18 protein-coding genes are annotated in these 17045 nt (G+C 43.0%); 2 read left to right on the top strand and 16 right to left on the bottom strand.

The features are described from left to right. From ACIPK1_RS07090 to ACIPK1_RS07050, 9 genes are all read right to left on the bottom strand, one after another. Positions 1–834, bottom strand: coding sequence for a sugar ABC transporter permease (locus ACIPK1_RS07090; protein ID WP_005237297.1), 834 nt, complete (start codon positions 832–834; stop codon positions 1–3). 2 nt (positions 835–836) lie between these two features. After that, positions 837–2126 carry a carbohydrate ABC transporter permease gene (locus ACIPK1_RS07085; RefSeq protein ID WP_005237298.1) on the bottom strand — a complete coding sequence of 430 codons (1290 nt, stop codon included), beginning with the start codon at positions 2124–2126 and terminating at the stop codon, positions 837–839. A 160-nt stretch (positions 2127–2286) separates the two neighbouring features. After that, entirely contained in the window at positions 2287–3552 is a 1266-nt protein-coding gene (locus tag ACIPK1_RS07080; protein WP_061053856.1) for an extracellular solute-binding protein, read from the bottom strand. 156 nt (positions 3553–3708) lie between these two features. After that, entirely contained in the window at positions 3709–4656 is a 948-nt protein-coding gene (locus tag ACIPK1_RS07075) for a LacI family DNA-binding transcriptional regulator (RefSeq protein ID WP_086316959.1), read from the bottom strand. Positions 4657–4843: 187 nt separating this feature from the next. Continuing rightward, a complete protein-coding gene (gene hpf / locus ACIPK1_RS07070; protein WP_005237301.1) occupies positions 4844–5401 on the bottom strand; it encodes a ribosome hibernation-promoting factor, HPF/YfiA family in 558 nt (185 codons plus the stop codon). Between the two features lie 137 nt (positions 5402–5538). Next, on the bottom strand, positions 5539–6222 hold the full coding sequence (locus ACIPK1_RS07065; RefSeq protein ID WP_008377318.1) for a ComF family protein: 684 nt from the start codon (positions 6220–6222) through the stop codon (positions 5539–5541). Then, on the bottom strand, positions 6212–7522 hold the full coding sequence (locus ACIPK1_RS07060) for a DEAD/DEAH box helicase (RefSeq protein ID WP_400450367.1): 1311 nt from the start codon (positions 7520–7522) through the stop codon (positions 6212–6214). Before ACIPK1_RS07060 ends, ACIPK1_RS07065 begins: the two co-directional genes overlap by 11 nt. Positions 7523–7628: 106 nt before the next feature. Further along, positions 7629–7949 (bottom strand): PTS sugar transporter subunit IIB, encoded by a 321-nt coding sequence (locus ACIPK1_RS07055; protein ID WP_005228768.1) that lies wholly within the window; start codon positions 7947–7949, stop codon positions 7629–7631. A gap of 72 nt (positions 7950–8021) precedes the next feature. Beyond that, positions 8022–8315, bottom strand: coding sequence for a hypothetical protein (locus ACIPK1_RS07050; RefSeq protein WP_005237305.1), 294 nt, complete (start codon positions 8313–8315; stop codon positions 8022–8024). 110 nt (positions 8316–8425) lie between these two features. Between ACIPK1_RS07050 and ACIPK1_RS07045 the strand changes: the two genes are divergently transcribed. Further along, positions 8426–9067 (top strand): YigZ family protein, encoded by a 642-nt coding sequence (locus ACIPK1_RS07045; protein ID WP_086317472.1) that lies wholly within the window; start codon positions 8426–8428, stop codon positions 9065–9067. A 200-nt stretch (positions 9068–9267) separates the two neighbouring features. Here the strand turns inward: ACIPK1_RS07045 and ACIPK1_RS07040 are convergent, their stop codons facing one another. Together ACIPK1_RS07040 and ACIPK1_RS07035 are read right to left on the bottom strand one after the other, a co-directional pair. Further along, positions 9268–9975, bottom strand: a complete 708-nt coding sequence (locus ACIPK1_RS07040) for a GntR family transcriptional regulator (protein WP_005228765.1) — start codon at positions 9973–9975, stop codon at positions 9268–9270. 199 nt (positions 9976–10174) lie between these two features. Further along, complete coding sequence (locus ACIPK1_RS07035; RefSeq protein WP_400450364.1) at positions 10175–14401, bottom strand: acyl-CoA dehydratase activase-related protein; 4227 nt, start codon at positions 14399–14401, stop codon at positions 10175–10177. 174 nt (positions 14402–14575) lie between these two features. Between ACIPK1_RS07035 and ACIPK1_RS07030 the strand changes: the two genes are divergently transcribed. Beyond that, on the top strand, positions 14576–15181 hold the full coding sequence (locus ACIPK1_RS07030) for a TetR/AcrR family transcriptional regulator (RefSeq protein WP_005237309.1): 606 nt from the start codon (positions 14576–14578) through the stop codon (positions 15179–15181). Between the two features lie 42 nt (positions 15182–15223). Here the strand turns inward: ACIPK1_RS07030 and ACIPK1_RS07025 are convergent, their stop codons facing one another. The 5 genes from ACIPK1_RS07025 to ACIPK1_RS07005 all read right to left on the bottom strand — a co-directional run bounded on the left by ACIPK1_RS07025 (position 15224) and on the right by ACIPK1_RS07005 (position 17037). Then, a complete protein-coding gene (locus tag ACIPK1_RS07025) occupies positions 15224–15391 on the bottom strand; it encodes a hypothetical protein (RefSeq protein ID WP_005237320.1) in 168 nt (55 codons plus the stop codon). A gap of 456 nt (positions 15392–15847) precedes the next feature. Then, a complete protein-coding gene (locus tag ACIPK1_RS07020) occupies positions 15848–16255 on the bottom strand; it encodes a NusG domain II-containing protein (protein ID WP_005237322.1) in 408 nt (135 codons plus the stop codon). A gap of 14 nt (positions 16256–16269) precedes the next feature. Then, positions 16270–16665: a hypothetical protein gene (locus ACIPK1_RS07015; protein WP_008377307.1), complete on the bottom strand. Its 396-nt coding sequence runs from the start codon at positions 16663–16665 to the stop codon at positions 16270–16272. Positions 16666–16702: 37 nt separating this feature from the next. Then, complete coding sequence (rpmF, locus tag ACIPK1_RS07010; RefSeq protein ID WP_005237324.1) at positions 16703–16873, bottom strand: 50S ribosomal protein L32; 171 nt, start codon at positions 16871–16873, stop codon at positions 16703–16705. Positions 16874–16902: 29 nt separating this feature from the next. Then, complete coding sequence (locus tag ACIPK1_RS07005) at positions 16903–17037, bottom strand: putative metal homeostasis protein (protein ID WP_005237325.1); 135 nt, start codon at positions 17035–17037, stop codon at positions 16903–16905. Positions 17038–17045: the final 8 nt, after the last annotated feature.

Below are 17045 nucleotides of genomic sequence, written 5' to 3'. Positions count from 1 at the left end.
CTATCCTTTTGTTCCGCCCGAGGTCAAACCTGAAACAAAGTATTTTTGTAAGAAGAAAAACAGTGCAGCAATCGGTACGGCGATCAAAATCGCACCAGCCGCAAAGAGTGCGACCCGTTGATTACGGGCATCGTTGATAAAGGTCTGCAGCCCGACTGCGACGGTCAAACGCTCTTGTGAGCGAAGCAAGAACCGCGCCAGCAAGAATTCGCCGAATGGCCCCATAAAGGCCCACAATGCTTGGACGGCAACCATTGGTTTTACGAGGGGCAAAACGATTTGCCAAAAGATGCGGAAATGCCCTGCACCGTCAAGTTTCGCTGATTCATCCAAGTCGATCGGTACCGTATCAAAGTACCCTTTCATCAGCCAAGTATTCATGGGAATCCCACCACCGATATAGATCAGTGTCAAGAACCAGAAACTATCTAGGCCGTTTGCTAATAAGCCCATGACATAAAAAGCGGTCAACGCCGACATCGTTGGCACCATCTGAACGATCAAGAACACCATCAAACTGCTCTTACGACCGGCAAAGCGATAACGACTGTAAGTATACCCTGCCAGTGTTACGATCATTACTTGGATCACCATCGTGGAAACAGCCACGATCAAGGTGTTTTTATACCATGTCAAATAGGGGGTTTCATTGAACAATCGTCGAAAGTTGTTCAATGTCCAATCCGCATCAAAATCCAAGCGAAAGGCGATCATATTCCCTGCCTTGAAGGCTGAGGTTGCGGTAATCAACAAGGGATAGATGATAACGATCGATAAAGCGATCATAAACAAGTAGGTAAATAATTTGCTGAAAGAAAACTTTTTCTTTTTCATCCTCAATCCTCCATATTAAATGCATTCGTCTTTTTAAACACCAGTAATGAAATGGAAATCACCACAAAGGAAATGATCAAGGTCAATGCAGAAGCAATCGAGTATTGTGGCGAGCCGCCCGTCGTCAATTTGTAGATCCATGAAATCAAAATATCCGTCGAACCGGCATTTCCACCTAAACTTCCTGGACCACCTTCGTTAAAGAGATAGATCATGGAGAAGTTATTAAAGTTCCCTGTATATTGCGTAACGAAGGTTGGTGCTGCCACCAAAAAGATCGCCGGTAACGTAATATTGCGAAAACGCTGAATCGCATTTGCTCCATCCATTTTGGCTGCTTCATACAAATCTTCAGAAATGGATTGTAAAATCCCTGAGACCATAACATAAATATATGGAAACCCTAACCAACCTTGAATCAAAATAATCGCGGTCTTTGTCCAAAACGGGTCGGTTTTCCAAGCAATATTGCCAATATCAACAAAAGGCAAATTGTTCAATAGCGGGATCACCTGTGTATTGATTGCTCCAGCGGTATCATTAAACATGTTCGAAAAACTCATGATCGTGATGAACGCTGGCACCGCCCAAGGAAGCAAGAAAATCACCCCGAAGACCCGACGGAACTTCACAAATTTTTGATTGGCAACAACTGCTGTCAGTATTCCTAAGGTAATTTGCAAAGTAGTTGCTAAAACGGTCCAAATCACCGTCCAACTAAACACTTTTACAAAGGTGTCGCGGTAAGAACTCAAGGTGAAGATATTCGTAAAATTCGAAAAACCGATCCAGTCGATTAAGTTTGCTGGCGGAATATGTCGAAAATCATAGTTGGTAAACGCCATGAAGAGTGTCACCATTACCGGAAAAATAATTGCTACGATCATCACCAGATAGGCTGGGATCGTCAATAGATAAGCGAAACCATCCTCATACAATTTATTGAAAAACTCTTTTCTCGTAACTGCCACCGGGAACCCTTTTTCAATACTTTGGCGAACTTGATAGGCATCTTTGATATTTAAAACCCAAAAGATAATGAAAATAACGGTAACGATGACCTGTAGCGTTCCTTCGATCAACAAGAACAAAGAATTGTGTTCCATCGGTACTGATCCCAGTGTGACAAAGTTATATAATGCTTGTCCACCGAACAAAAGCATTTCGCCTAGAAAAATTAGAAAGACCGCAAAAAAGAGTCCCGCTTTAAATTTCTGACCATTTTTGAATTGTCCCACCCCAGGGATGATTGAAAGAAGCGCTGTCTGCGTGGCTTTTGAATTCGTCCTCATATGTATCCTCCTTAAAATCGAAAGTCTGCCAAGCGGCCGACGATCCATAGAAATCAATCTCATCAAGCAATTTCTTGCGTGCTACGTTGCAAGGAATCCTTTTGACAAACATCCTCTATAGAATCGTCGACATGAATGACAGACCGTAATCGGCTATTTATTAATATTTCTGCTCAATCGCTTCTTCGATTGTTTTGGCAGCATTATCCGCTGCTTCTTGAGGAGTCATATTGCCTGAACCTGCATCAAACAGCATGTTCTCAGCCCCTACCCAAACCTCAGACATTTCAGGGATATTTGGCATTGGTTGCGAAACACTGTATTGCTCGATCACTGCTTTTGCTACTGGATCATCAGAAGCAGCAACTGTTTCTTGAGCCATAATGTTTGCTGGAATATCATGACGCATTTCATACAATTTCTCTTGATTAGCTTCGTTTGTTAAATATTCGACAAATTGTTGAGAAATGTCTTTGTTTTGTGAGTAGTTGGAAACAACCCATGCTTTTCCACCACCAAACGTTTCATAATCATTGCCATTGCTCAGCGTTGGGATTTTCGCTACGCCATAGTTAATCCCTGCTTCTTCAAAGCCGTTCACGCCCCATGGTCCGTAAATGATGGCTGCTGTTTTGCCTTGGTTAAAGTAATCTAACATCAAGTTTTCGTTGGCTGATACATCCAGCATTCCTTGCGGCCAGACATTTTGGAACCAATCAGTTGCGTACGTGATTGCTTCAACAGAACCTTCATTGTTGATCCCTAAATCAGATGGATCTGTCCCTTCATCCCCAAAGACATAACCACCATAACCAGCTAATAGACCGTACGTATAATAAAAGTCTGTCCAACGAGCTAAGAAACCAACATTGTCATCGCCTTCTGCAAAACGATCATCTTTTGCTAGCTCTTCTAAATCAGAAAAAGTTGCTGGCGCTTCATCGATCAAATCTTTGTTATAGAACATGACAACTGCTTCAATCATTGCTGGTGCGCCATAGATTTTATCATCGATCGTCACTTGTTGCTTGTCTGTATCGCTGTACCGTCCATCATCTGGCAAAGTCATTTCTGCCAAATGCCCTTGCGAGCCTACTTGACCTACACGATCGTAAGGAGACATCGTAACATCTGGACCTTTCCCAGCAGGACCGTCTAGTTGAAGCGCATCCATTTGATCGAACATATCCATTTCTACAACGTTGATGGTAACATCATTTTCAGATTCAAAGTCAGATTTCACTTCATTGATATAATCAATATAGTCTGCGCCTACAGAGACCGTGAGCGTTTTTTCATCGCTCCCTGAACCTGCATCTGCATTACTACCATCGGTACTACCGCCGTTGCCGCCACACGCTGCAAGCGCTAACAACGCACTTCCTGAAACTAATCCTAGAGCTGCCTTTTTCCAATTCACTTTCATCCTGTTTACCTCCTGCAATTTGTAACTCCATTATGCAACCGGTTTCTTAAAATGGCAAACCTTTTCTAAATGTTAGCGATAACAAAAATAGAAAAAGCCTTTAAATTAAGATGTCGAGGAATCAAAAAGAAATTGCGCAACCATTTGCTTAATTTTTCATTTTGTGGATTCACGAACCACGAGTTGAGGTAAAAAGCGCTGTTGTCGCTGGCTCGTATCATTATGTTCGATTTTTTGGATCAATAATTCGCCGCAAACTTCCCCCATTTCCACGATGGCTTGCTTCATCGTTGTCAATTTTGGCGAACTTACCTGATCAAGGAATACGCCATCGTAGCCGATGATCCCAAAATCATCTGGCACCTCCACTCCGATCGACTGTAAGCCTTGATTGATGCCTAACGCTAAACGATCTGTGGCACAGATAAAACAAGTGTTTTTCATTAAATGCTCATTCTGCGATTGGATAAACTTGCGGGCGGCGGAAGATCGGTTGTCAAAACGATAGATTTTTGGTGATATTCCCGCTTTTTTGACTGTATCTATGTACCCTTCTTCTCGGCTTTTCGTAAACGCTTCTTCCAACTCTAAACCAATATAGACCAATTGTTGATAGCCGGTGTCGATAGCATGTTTGCATGCAGAAACGATTCCTTGGTAGTTGTCACTGTCAACAAAACTGAACCCAGCTTCATTTTCGCCAAACAACACCACAGGCTTTCTTAAATTTCTTATCCAGTCCATGTCAGCCTGGCGAAAGCCCGTAATGATGCAGCCATCTGCTGGACCACGATCCACCCCGTCAGTCGTAACTAGCTGCAAAGAATAGTGTGCTTTACCAATAGAACGAGCGATCCCAACCAATAAGTTCATATAGTAAGGTTCCGTCGTATCCATCTCCTCTAAAATATACACTTTGATGATATGGGAACGCTTGGAAACTAATGATTTGGCAGCAATATTCGGCTGATAATCCAATTCAAGCATCGCTTGATGAACCAGCTGCTTTAACTCTTCAGTTACTTTGTCCGGATGATTGATCACTCGAGAAACGGTCATTGCGGAAACATTTGCTTTTTTAGCAACATCTGCTAGCGTAGTCATGATTCACTCTCCTTGTATTATTTCATCTATAGTATAACATAATAAACCAAAAGAAGAACCAAGACACTCTCTATATAAAAAAGATTTCCAGCCAATTTAACGAGTATAAAAAAACAGAGTAGCTTCTCAGCTACTCTGTCAAAAAAGACTATTTTTTGGGGTGTCGAGAAAAAGGTATCAACACTTGTTAATCGGTTTCGATCAACCCGTATTTGCCATCTTTTCGACGATACACAATGCTCGTTCCATTCGTTTCCGCATCTTCAAAGATAAAGAAGTTGTGTCCAAGCATGTTCATTTGTAAAACAGCTTCTTCACTGTCCATTGGTTTTAAAGACAAACGTTTTGTACGTACGATGTCTAATTCAGAACCATTGTTTTCTTCATCGTTTGCTTCAGTTGTGAACAAATCACCATCTGTTGGCGGAACCAATGCTGTCTCGCGAGATTTGCGGTTGATTTTTGTTTTAAATTTGCGGATTTGGCGTTCCAATTTGTCAACAACCAAATCGATACTAGCATATAGATCAGGTGAGGTTTCTTCCGCACGCAGAACTAAGAATGGTAAAGGAATCGTTACTTCTACTTTTGCTGTTTTTTCAGTATAAACTTTCAAATTAACATGTGCTGTTGCTTCCGGCACATCATTAAAATAACGTTCTAATTTACCTACTTTTTTCTCGACGTAATCACGGATCGCTTCTGTTACCTCGATATTTTCGCCGCGCACATTATATCTAAACATAAAAATTACCCCTTTCGTCTACCAGTAAAGAAGGAAAAGGACCACTCTTTTCTTCTTCTTAACTCTATTATATCGAACTCTTGCTCATTTGCCTAGTAAATCGAACAAATTTATTTAAGCGTTTTCAAAATAACGATTCAACGGGCAAAGGAAAAGGATCGAATCGACTGGGGGCCAAAGGTCTGCAATGCTTCAGCTGCGTGATATAACGTTCTACCGGTAGTGTAAACATCATCGATCAACAACAGTTTCTTGTTTTTTATTTCAACCGTTGCCTCTGGCTTCACCGCAAAAGGTTGCGCCTCCTCTAATCGTTGCTTGCGAGAACGTTGAGCTTGTGGTGCGGTATCAACCACTTTATCCAGCCATTCTTTCGACTTAACTCCGCCTGCGTCCAGCACAGCGGTCACTTGATTAAACCCTCGCTCCTGGTAACGTTCTGCCGATAGCGGGATGGGTATCAAACAATCGTAATCAAAGTTGTTGATCTTTTGTCTGATGGCAGCAGCAAAGGTCTCTCGCAACTGATAGTTTCCCATTAATTTGTATTCGTGAATCCACTCCTTCATCCCTTGATCGTAAGCGAACAGTGCCCGATGCTGCAAATGGATCATGGGACAGGTTTTCGCCCAAAAGAGACAGTCACTGCAGGAAATGGTATCCTTTTTGCCACATGTTGGGCAGCAGCTTTGCCAATCGATCACTGTAAATCGCTGAGCGCATTGTGGACATAATTCTTTTTCGGGGATGCGCCAAGGAGCCAACAGCTCAATGATCGTTACCTCTCTTGAAAAAAATATTTGGCACCAACTACACTCCATCGGTCAACCAGCTCCTTGCTAATTGGTTCATCTCATTGATTTCTTTGATTGCTTGACGGATTGCTTCTGTCATTTGGTCGTAGAAAAAAATGACTTCCCCTTCTGTAAACGCACCTTTGCGATCGACACGGCCAGCGATTTGTACTAACGCCGATTTTGTAAAGACCGGGTGATTGGCTCCCAGTACCACCACTGAGACATTTTCAAACGTTACACCTCGTTCTAAAATCATCGTTGTAAACAACACCTTGTACACTTGGCTGCGTGCCGATTGGACTTTTTCCCTCCGTTTTTCATCTTGTGAAGAAACACTAGTGAGGAGCCATGATGCTTCTTGCCTGCGGACAGCCCCTTCCATTTCCTTCATCAGCTGAATACTTGGACAAAATACCAAGACAAAGTTTTTTTTAACCAACCGCTGCAAGTGCTGTAGCAATGGTCGCAGCCAACGTTTTTTGCGATAAGCCTGCGCCCAGCGGCTATAATGAATAGGTTTCGGAACGATCAGCGGACGCTGATGAAACCGTAGAGGCATTTTTAACACTGCAAATTCCAAATGAATTTCTTGCAACAATCGTTTTGAAGGCGTCGCACTTAAATAGATCAGACACCCGTTTTCTGCCAAGGCATTGTATAATCCGTAACGCAGCTGCGCATCGCCCTCGTAGGGAAATGCATCTATCTCATCCACCACGATCAGTTGAAAGCTGCGATAAAAATGCAGTAGCTGATGAGTGGTGGCAATAAGGATCGTTGTATAACGATAAGGTTCTTCTGATTTCCCATAAAGGAGCAGGCTTTCCTCTTGTGGGAACGCTTGTTGAATCCGGGGGAACAGTTCACGGCAGACATCGATCCGTGGCGAGACGATCGCCACACGACCACCTTCTTGCCGTATGTGGCGGATCGTTTCAAAGATCATCTCGGTCTTCCCTGAACCCGTGACTGACCAAACAAGAGACGATTTCTTTTGTCGACAATTTGCCACTAGTTGCTGAGAAATTTTTTGCTGAAACGAAGTCAACACTCCTGGCCAAACGATCTTGTGATCAAAGGCTGCAAGATCCGTTTGTTGAATTACGAGTTGGCCATCTGATGTGATCCGACCATAGCGAATACAAGTTGGACAGTAATAGCAGCCTATCGGCAATAGAACCGACGGCTTGTGGTGGGAAGAACCGCAACGCTGACAAACGATTCTCTTCCCCTGCTCGAGCATTGCCGGTCGAGAATCAAAAGTTTTTCCTACACTCATTGTTTCATCTAAAACAAAAAATTGTCTTCCTTTTTGATTGGTCATAACATACACCTCAGTTTTAAGTACGCAAAAAAATCGGTTCAAGTACTTTTTGAAAAGTACTTGAACCGATTACAGGTTTCTTGTTTGCTTCAACAGCAGGTCTTGCTTATTCGCCGATCAATGTCAAAGCTTGATCTAAGACTTTTTCGCCGTTCATCATGCCGTAATCTGCCATGTTGATTACTTCTAATGGAATTCCTTTTGGCGCTAGACGTTTCTCGAAATCGCCTTTCATGAAACGAACTTGTGGTCCTAATAGTAAAACGTTTACGTCTTTGCTTTCTAAATGTTGATCTGCTTCTGATGCGGAAACTGCAAAAATATCTGCTTCTAATCCTTTTGCTTCAGCTGCTTTTTGCATTTTTGTTACTAATAAGCTTGTACTCATCCCTGCAGAACAAACTAACATAATTGTTTTTTTCGCCATATCGAACACTCCTTGAATTTTAAGAATAAGATAACATTTCCTATCTCTAGTATAGAACAAGTTTGAAATTTGTCAACGCTTTCTATCCAGCAACCAGTTTGATTTTACTAAACGATTAAAAACGACGTACTCTTTTTTTAAATTGACGAGGACTACCTCGTAGCCGGCATTCAGCCACGCATAAGCCCCATTTTCTGGATGGCGGTAATCATTCGCCCACCAATCGCTACTGGTGCGGGCACTTTTGGGCAAACCGGATGCGGGGAAAAGAAATTCATCAAACTGCGTAAACGTTAAGGTGATTTGCGAACCGCCGTTGTTCTTTAAATAGTGAGTGATCGTATCGTACTTTTTGCGTCTACCCAAAGCAACTGCCTCCTCTTTTTAGGGTCTATGTTCGTACCTGTTTCTTTCTTCTATTTGTAACTTTCCTTCCGATTGCCTATACTAGAAACATAAAGGAGGCGATCGTGCGCGTGACTTATCGAACGATTCGACAAGACGGAGAAACAGAAATAGAAATCAAAAAATCGCGTTTCCTCTGTTCATTAAAACGAATTCAATCAGAAGACGAAGCCAAAGCGTTTATTCAAGCCCTCAAGAAAGAGCATTGGAAGGCAAATCATCATTGCAGCGCCTATGTATTAGGTGAAAATCATGAGATCCAGCGCAGCAGTGATGATGGTGAACCGAGCGGCACCGCTGGGGTACCGATTTTAGAAGTGTTAAAGAAAAACGAACTGATCAATGTGATCGCCGTTGTTACCCGCTACTTCGGTGGAACGAAGCTGGGTGCTGGTGGATTGATTCGCGCTTATTCAAGTTCGGCCTCTGCTGGAATCAAAGAGGTAGGAATCGTCGAGGGTATTTTGCATCAAGAACTTGCCTTGACCATCGATTATCCCCTTTTAGGCAAGCTCCAAAACTACTTAGAACTGCAGAATATCTATATAAAAGATATTGCTTATACGGAGAAAATCGTTGTCACCTTAATGATTCCTGAAGCAGTACTTGCCGACCAAGAAGCCGCTCTGATCGATTTGCTACAAGGTCAAGTGCAATTGACCAGAGGGACTACCGAATATGTAGAACGCTTGATCGAGCAGTCAACAGAGTAAGCCAGCTTACTAAAGACCTTCCAGTGTGTGCTCTTTTCCTCAAGGAGGACGCTGCCAAGTTTGCTACAACCAATGCAGGAAGCCCAAATATTTGAAAAGCCGAAACGGTCATGCAACCAGCGACGCTAAGCAACAGCTGAAACGCTCGTAGGGGCCTTTCGGCTTTTTTGGGCTTTTTGTTGCCAATTGGAAGAGACAGGTTATTTTTCCATATAAAATTCAAAACGATTACCAACATATTGGGTGCGCACGTATTCAAATGGTTGACCATCTTCAAATGAAGTGATTTGCCGCATACGTAAAATCGCATCGCCGCGTTTGATTTGTAAGTAATCAGCAATTTGCTCGGAAGCGACCATAGCTGAGATCGTTTGCGAAGCGCCGCCAATTTTCCGCTGTCCTTTTTCTTCCAACACTTTATAGAGGGAAGAGATGATCTCCTCCTTGCTAAAGTCATGAATAAACTTTTCAGGGATACTCGCTACTTCAAAACAGATCGGCACATCATCCGCATACCGAATCCGCTCCATCCGTAAAATCGTTTCGTGACCTTCTAATTGCAGCTTTTCCATCTCACTGGAGCTAGGTGCCGTCAAGAAATAAGCGACCGCTTTGCTGGAAGGCTTACGACCAAGAGAATTCATGATTTCGGTAAAACTCGTCGTGCCCGTCATTTTCTCTTGTACTTTTTGGCGAGCCACATAAGTGCCGGAACCGATTTTACGCTCAAGAATCCCCTCATCTGCTAAGGTTTGGATCGCTTGTCGCAACGTCATGCGACTCACGCCGAATTGTTTCGACAACTCGCGCTCTGAGGGCAGACGATCCCCGATTTTGTATGTATTGTTTTCAATATTGGCTTTAATTTGATCATGAATTTGGATATAAACAGGTAATTTTTCCACCACTACACATTCCTCCGTTCCCCTCCTATTATAACTGGTATATACCTAAATAGCTAATAAAAAAAGCAAAAACTGCTCTGTTTTTCTCAATTTGTGCGAATTCTTTCCCTATTTTATAGGCAGAAGAAAGAAGTTATCACAAAATGTCCAAACAAGAGCAGTCGCTTTTCTTTTAAATTGGTTCGGTCGCTGGCTTGAGAATTTATTCAGCCAACGCTTTATTGGCAGTGGCCATCAACAAGCGGATACGATTCAATTGATTGACGATTGAGACACCTGGATCATAATCAATGGCCGCAATGTTCGCCTGCGGGTATTGACGACGTAATTCTTTCATAACACCTTTTCCTACCACATGATTGGGCAGACAGCCAAATGGTTGCAGACAAATGATATTGTTGACATTATTTTCCAATAGATCAATCATCTCACCGGTCAAGAACCAGCCTTCTCCCGTATGATTACCAATGGAAACAATCTCGCTCGCTTGCTCCGCAAGCTGATGGATCGAATGGATACCATCAAAACGCGTTGACGCCCTCAGTGCTTTATCCATCGGTTTTTGGAGCCTTTCAATCGCCATGATCGCAAAATCAGCGATCATTTTACTTTTCTTCGCCATCCCCAAATGCTCGTAGCGCCAAATCTGATTGTAGAGGGAATAATTCATGAAGCTGACAATATCTGGTACGACCGCTTCCGCTCCTTCTGCTTCTAACAGGCGAACGACATCGTTATTGGCAGTCGGTGAATACTTCACTAAAATCTCTCCCACGACACCGACACGCGGCTTCTTGATATCTCTTATCGGCACTTGATCAAAGGCTTGAATGATTTTTTTCATATTTCGATTAAACAGACTGAAGGAGCCATTACGAACGTTTTTGGCAATTTTTTCCAGCCATTCTTGATGGAGCCGATCGACAGCCCCTGCTTCTTGCTCATATGGACGGGTGCGATAAACGACCCGTTCAAAGAGATCTCCGTATAAAAATGCCACCGCCAAACGCTTCATCATCGGTAAGGTAAAGCGAAAGCCCGGATTTGATTCAACCCCGGTGTTGCCCATCGAAATAGATACCACCGGCACTTGTGGAAATCCTGCATCGTTCAGTGCTTTACGTAACAAAGGAATATAGTTCGTTGCACGACATCCGCCGCCCGTCTGAGTCATCAAAACACTGGTATTTTCAACATCATATTTTCCGCTTTGCAATGCTTCTACTAGCTGTCCAATGGAAATGATCGCCGGATAGCACGCATCATTATTGACAAAGCGTAAACCGACATTAACCGCCTCACGATCTTCACTAGGTAGACAGACCACTTGATACCCAGAAGCTTGCAAAGCAACATCGACTAACCCGCTTTGATGGATGGGACTCAACATCGGCAATAAGAGCGTGTGCTGCTTACGCATCTCTTTGGTAAAAATGATCTTTGCCGGTTCCTCGTATTGCTTTTTAGGTACAAAGTGCTGTTTGTCCCGTTCGTTGACTGCTGCTTTCAAGGAACGCAACCGAATCCGAATTGCCCCAAGGTTCGCTCCCTCATCGATTTTCAACACCGTATATAACTTCCCATACTGCGCCATAATCTCTTCGACTTGATCAGTAGTGACTGCGTCGATCCCGCAACCGAATGAGTTTAATTGAACCAGTTCTAATTGTTTGTTTTTCGCGACCACTCGAGCTGCCGCATACAATCGCGAATGATAGACCCATTGATCCACAACCCTCAGATCGCCGACATTTGCTAAATGAGCAATACTGTCCTCAGTCAATACATGGAAGCCTTCTTGGGTAATGACTTCTGCAATCCCATGGTTGATTTCAGGATCCAAATGATATGGTCTTCCAGATAAAACGATCCCTTTTTGATTGGTCGTCATCAGCATACGTAGCGTTTCTTCTCCCCGTTGCGCAATATCTGTCTTGAACTGATCCAGCTCCTCGAAACCGCTGCGTAGGGCTTGGGCAATTTCTTCTTCTACAAAACCAAAATCTTGAAAAGTACTCGTTAAAGTTTTGACCATTGAGGCTTCATCCGCCAAATTCAAAAACGGACAGCGGTAGTCAACCGCCCCTTCACGAATCGCATCGACGTTATTACGAATCACTTCTGGATAGCTTTGCACAATTGGACAGTTAAAATGATTCTCAGCGGCAGTGTTCTCTAGTCGCTCAAAAATAACACCTGGATAAAAAATCAACGGTACGTTTTGATCAATCAGTGCTTGGATGTGTCCATGGGCTAGTTTGGCTGGGTAACAAACCGTATCACTAGGAATCGTTTCAATCCCTTGCTCATATAGTTCTTTGTTGGAACGTGGCGACAAGGTTACTCGAAACCCTAACTTGGTGAAAAAGGTATGCCAAAGCGGATAATTTTCATAAAGATTCAATACTCTTGGCAGGCCGATTTCGCCATGGACGGCCTCTTTTTTACGTAAGGAACGGTACTTAAACAAGCGGCGATATTTTTCATCCACAAGATTGATTTTGCGGTCTTCTTTCTTGATTTTGATTCGCGCACCACGTTCGCAGCGATTCCCGGTAATAAATTTTCGACCGTCAGAAAAGAGGGTCACCGTCAACAAGCAATTGTTTTCGCATAGACCGCAATTCGTAAATTCTTTTTCTGCTTGGAAATCGGCCATTTCTGCTGGAGACAACAACGTACTAACATCGTCAAGGGCTGCTTCTTCTAAAGCGATCAAGGCGGCACCATATGCCCCCATCAAACCGGCGATCGATGGTCGAACGACTTCACGGCCGCTGATCAATTCAAAAGCGCGCAGAACCGCTTCGTTATAGAAAGTCCCTCCTTGGCAGACGATTTTCTCGCCGAGGTCTTCAGGTCGCCGAACCTTGATAACTTTATAGATAGCATTTTTTATGACCGAGTAAGACAAGCCGGCTGAAATGTCGCCAACAGAAGCCCCTTCTTTTTGGACCTGTTTCACTTTTGAGTTCATAAAGACGGTACAACGCGAACCAAGGTCAACCGGTGCTTGGGCTTTTGTAGCTGCCAACGCAAATTCTTTGACATCCTGATTCATAGATTTGGCAAAAGTCTCAATGAAGGAGCCGCATCCTGAGGAACAGGCTTCATTCAATTGAATCGAAGATAACGCGCCATCTTTAACCGTCATCGCCTTCATGTCTTGTCCACCGATATCTAGGATAAAATCAACCCCCGGCTGGAAATGTTCGGCAGCTTTGTAATGGGCCATCGTTTCCACTTCACCGATATCGACTTTCAGTGCATGTTTGATCAAATGCTCGCCGTAACCTGTGATCGTTGACTTTGCGATGTAAACGTCAGAAGGCATCTGACGATAAAGCTCTTGTAAAACCGCCATCGTTGTCGCTAACGGTTCACCTTCATTATTGCCATAGAAAGAAAACAATAATTCCCCTGCATCATTGATCAAAACCACTTTCGTTGTGGTTGATCCTGCATCGATGCCTAGATAAGCAGCGCCTGTATGCTCAGACAACGCTTTTTCTGCAGCAACCGCTTGAGCATGGCGAGCACGAAAAGCAGTCAATTCCACCTCGTCTTTAAACAATGGGGCTAATGTATCAGTTGGCGCGAGTTTGCCATCTTCTCCGTTGGCTAAGCGGGCTAATAGCACGGAAAGCTGTTGCTCTTCTTCTGCATACAGTGCGGCCCCCATCGCTACAAACAGTTCTGGGTTCTCGGGAAAAATGATGTCTGCTTCTTGCAGGCTCAACGTATCGATAAATCGTTGACGCAATTCCGACATAAACGTCAACGGTCCACCTAGAAAGGCTACCTTGCCTTTGATTTTACGACCAGCAGCCAAGCCAGCAATCGTTTGATTGACCACCGCTTGAAAGATACTCGCCGCAATGTCTGCTTTTGCTGCTCCTTCATTGATCAGCGGCTGCACATCGGTTTTGGCAAAGACCCCGCAGCGTGAGGCAATCGGATAAAGGGTTTGATAATCTTTGGCTAGTTCATTGACCCCATTGGCATCCGTTTTCAATAAAACCGCCATCTGATCAATAAACGCACCCGTTCCACCGGCACAACTGCCGTTCATTCGCTGCTCCAATGCCCCTTCAAAAAAGGTGATCTTCGCATCTTCGCCGCCTAACTCGATGGCCACATCGGTTTCGGGAATCACTGTCTCAACTGTTTTGGTACAAGCGATGACCTCTTGGACAAATGGGATCCGCAAAACTTCCGCCAGACCCATCCCACCTGATCCGGTAATCGCCAGCGCAAGCGGCTGATCTTCGATCACTTCTTGCGCTTCTCTAATGATTTTTTCCGCTGCCTTCTGGATGTCTGCATAGTGCCGTTCATATCTTGAAAAACACGTTTGATTGCCTTCATCTAACAGAACCATCTTGACTGTTGTCGACCCGACATCGATACCCGCTTTATATTTTTTCATTTGTTGCCTCCATCTAAACAACACTTTGTTGATTATCTAACAAGCCGTTTGTTATAATACTTATGTTCATTGTAATTCTTTTAATTGATAATTCAACAAACAATTCTAAGGAAGGTGTGGGATAAACAACAATTACCCGTTTTTTGTTGTTTATTTTGAAAGGAAATTCACAATATGAAAAAATTGGATTTACGTGTCAAACGAACCAATAAGTACATTATTGAAGCTTTTATCCGCTTAGTGGAAGAAAAAGGCTTCGAGCAAGTGACTGTCCAAAATATCGCCGACGAAGCCATGATCAACCGTGCAACCTTTTATGCCCATTACAAAGACAAACAAGACTTGTATGAAAAGATATTTGACTTGGCTGTCGAATCATTTACCGCGATTCTTGATTTTGAAGATTTTGTTCAAGGCAATCGCATCAAAATCCGCAAAATCGAAGCGGCCATGACCGAACTTTTTTTACACATTCAAAACAATCGTTCCTTTTATTTGACGATCATGGATGCCTCTGCCATTGAGATCATCCGTAAAAAGTTGGGCCTGATTTTGACTGAACGTTACCAAGAGATCTTTTCAACGTTGAGAATCACCGAAGGAGACATTGAAGTGCCCTTAGACTTCATCATTGACTATATGACCTCGATATTTGTTGGTACCTTGCATTGGTGGCTAACGGCAGAAACAACGATGACACCCGACCATCTAGCAAAACTTGTCATCAAACTGGTGGCAAACGGCCACCTGACTGTCTTGGGGATTGAGATTGAGGAATAAAAAAAGAAGCTGCGAATATGCAGTTTCTTTTTTATTCCTCAATTAGTGATTCTTTGAACGCCATTTGATCGTGTCTTTCGTCTTACGCTGTTTCGTTACTTTGATTCCTTTTGGAGCCACACGAATCGCATAATCTTCCTTTTTCACCACATCATAGACATGCTCTGCAACTTCCGTTACTTTTTCTTTTAGATTCAATTTAAATTTCATGTGTTTTCATCTCCCGAATGCTTTACTAATAGCCTATCGCAAATAAAAAAAATCTTCAACTTATAGCCCTTCATAAAAAGGATTTTTAGGGTTTTCGTTCCTCTTTATTGGACAAGCGATTTAGACGCAACCAATGCTTCGTAATGCTGAACTGTTTTTCTAGGTTTAGAAGAAAATTTGTTGAACAAACGGAACGATCCTTTCTTCTCCCCTTCACCGTTCCCCATTTCTGGCAATACAGCATTATTGACATAGCTTTGGTTTGAAGGATGTTTGCAGAAACTTATCTTTTTCATATGCTCCTCGTTTCTTATCAAACGAGACTGAGTTTGATCGACAGATTGTCTCCAGTTAGACGCACTTATTTTCTATTTTCAATAAAAAAGTGTCAGTAGAAAATCCAACGATTTCCCACCAACACAAAATAGTGTAGTTTCCAACTACCACGAAGTTCGATTAATAAATTAAATAGTCAGAAGCACCAGCTTGCTTGATCTCGATCACTAGCTTATGAGGCAGGCAAATGCTCGTCTGTCCATTGCGATAGATCCAGCTGGTTTTGACAGCAATTTGGTCCGGGCTATTGTCTTCACGCACTCGGATCGCACCATCTTTGATCTCGACGATATTGTACTGACCTTCTGCTGGATAATACGTTTTTTCCATCGCATCGATTTCTTCCAAGTTGAAACGGTCAACTTCTTCCCCATTGATTCGCACGATCGCATAACGATCCCCAGTATCACTTTGGGCTTGCGCTTCAAATAGAAAAAGCGGTAAAAAAGAGCCAACAACTAATAGAACAAACAATAGATAATCATAGGGCTTTAATAGTTTTAAAAATGGCTGGATCGTCTTTTTCATCACATGTACGCCTTTCACTGTTCATTTTCGGAAGGTAATCGCTCTTCAAAAAAGGCAGTCAGATCAATGATCTCTTCCTCTGTGAAGGTTTCTCGTTCCCATTGGTCAAGAATTTGTTCTTGCAAAGCCAAATCCATTTCCCAAAAATGATCGATCTTCTTGAAATGCTTTGGGTCAAAGGAACGAAACACGGGGTAGATCATCAAAAATTCTTCAAAGGTAAGATCCCAGTCCTCAGTATAATCTTTAACGACCCCTTCTGACAAGGCTTTTTCCGTTGGATCGCCATTTTCTTTGATTAAACCAGCTTCGTAAAAATGGCGATAGATGGCCTCTTTGGTGATCTCTGGATGAAATTTTTTACTGTGACGATAGGCTTCTTCAATCAATGACGGATAGATGATCTCCATTTTCCCCCTGCTTTCTGGACGGCGTCATAAGACGGCGTTAATTCTTTTCGATTGGGTGCTGTGCTTTGTATTCTGCTAAAGATACATGGTGGCTGCGCTTGAAGGTTCCTGTTGTCCCATCAAACGAAATCGCTGGGGATTTGACGCCATGGTGGGTCCGACGCTTATTCTTTTTTGCTTTTGATGTTTTTCTTGCAGGTACTGCCATGTCATTTCCAACTTTCTTTCACTTTTTCATTATGCACGCAGCTGCAATGCATTTTTTCGTTTGTTTCGTTTAAATTCATGAATGATTTTTAATGCGCGTTTCCTTGTTTTGATGTTCGGGCTCTTTAAACGTCGATACGCACTAGACAAGTCCGTTTTTTCCATGTTGACTC

The organism is Enterococcus sp. NPDC086594 (assembly GCF_044746145.1).
In the GTDB taxonomy this organism is placed as follows: domain Bacteria; phylum Bacillota; class Bacilli; order Lactobacillales; family Enterococcaceae; genus Enterococcus_D; species Enterococcus_D entomosocium.
Note: the sequence above shows the minus strand (reverse complement) of the source record. Positions and strands in the feature narration are given on the sequence as shown.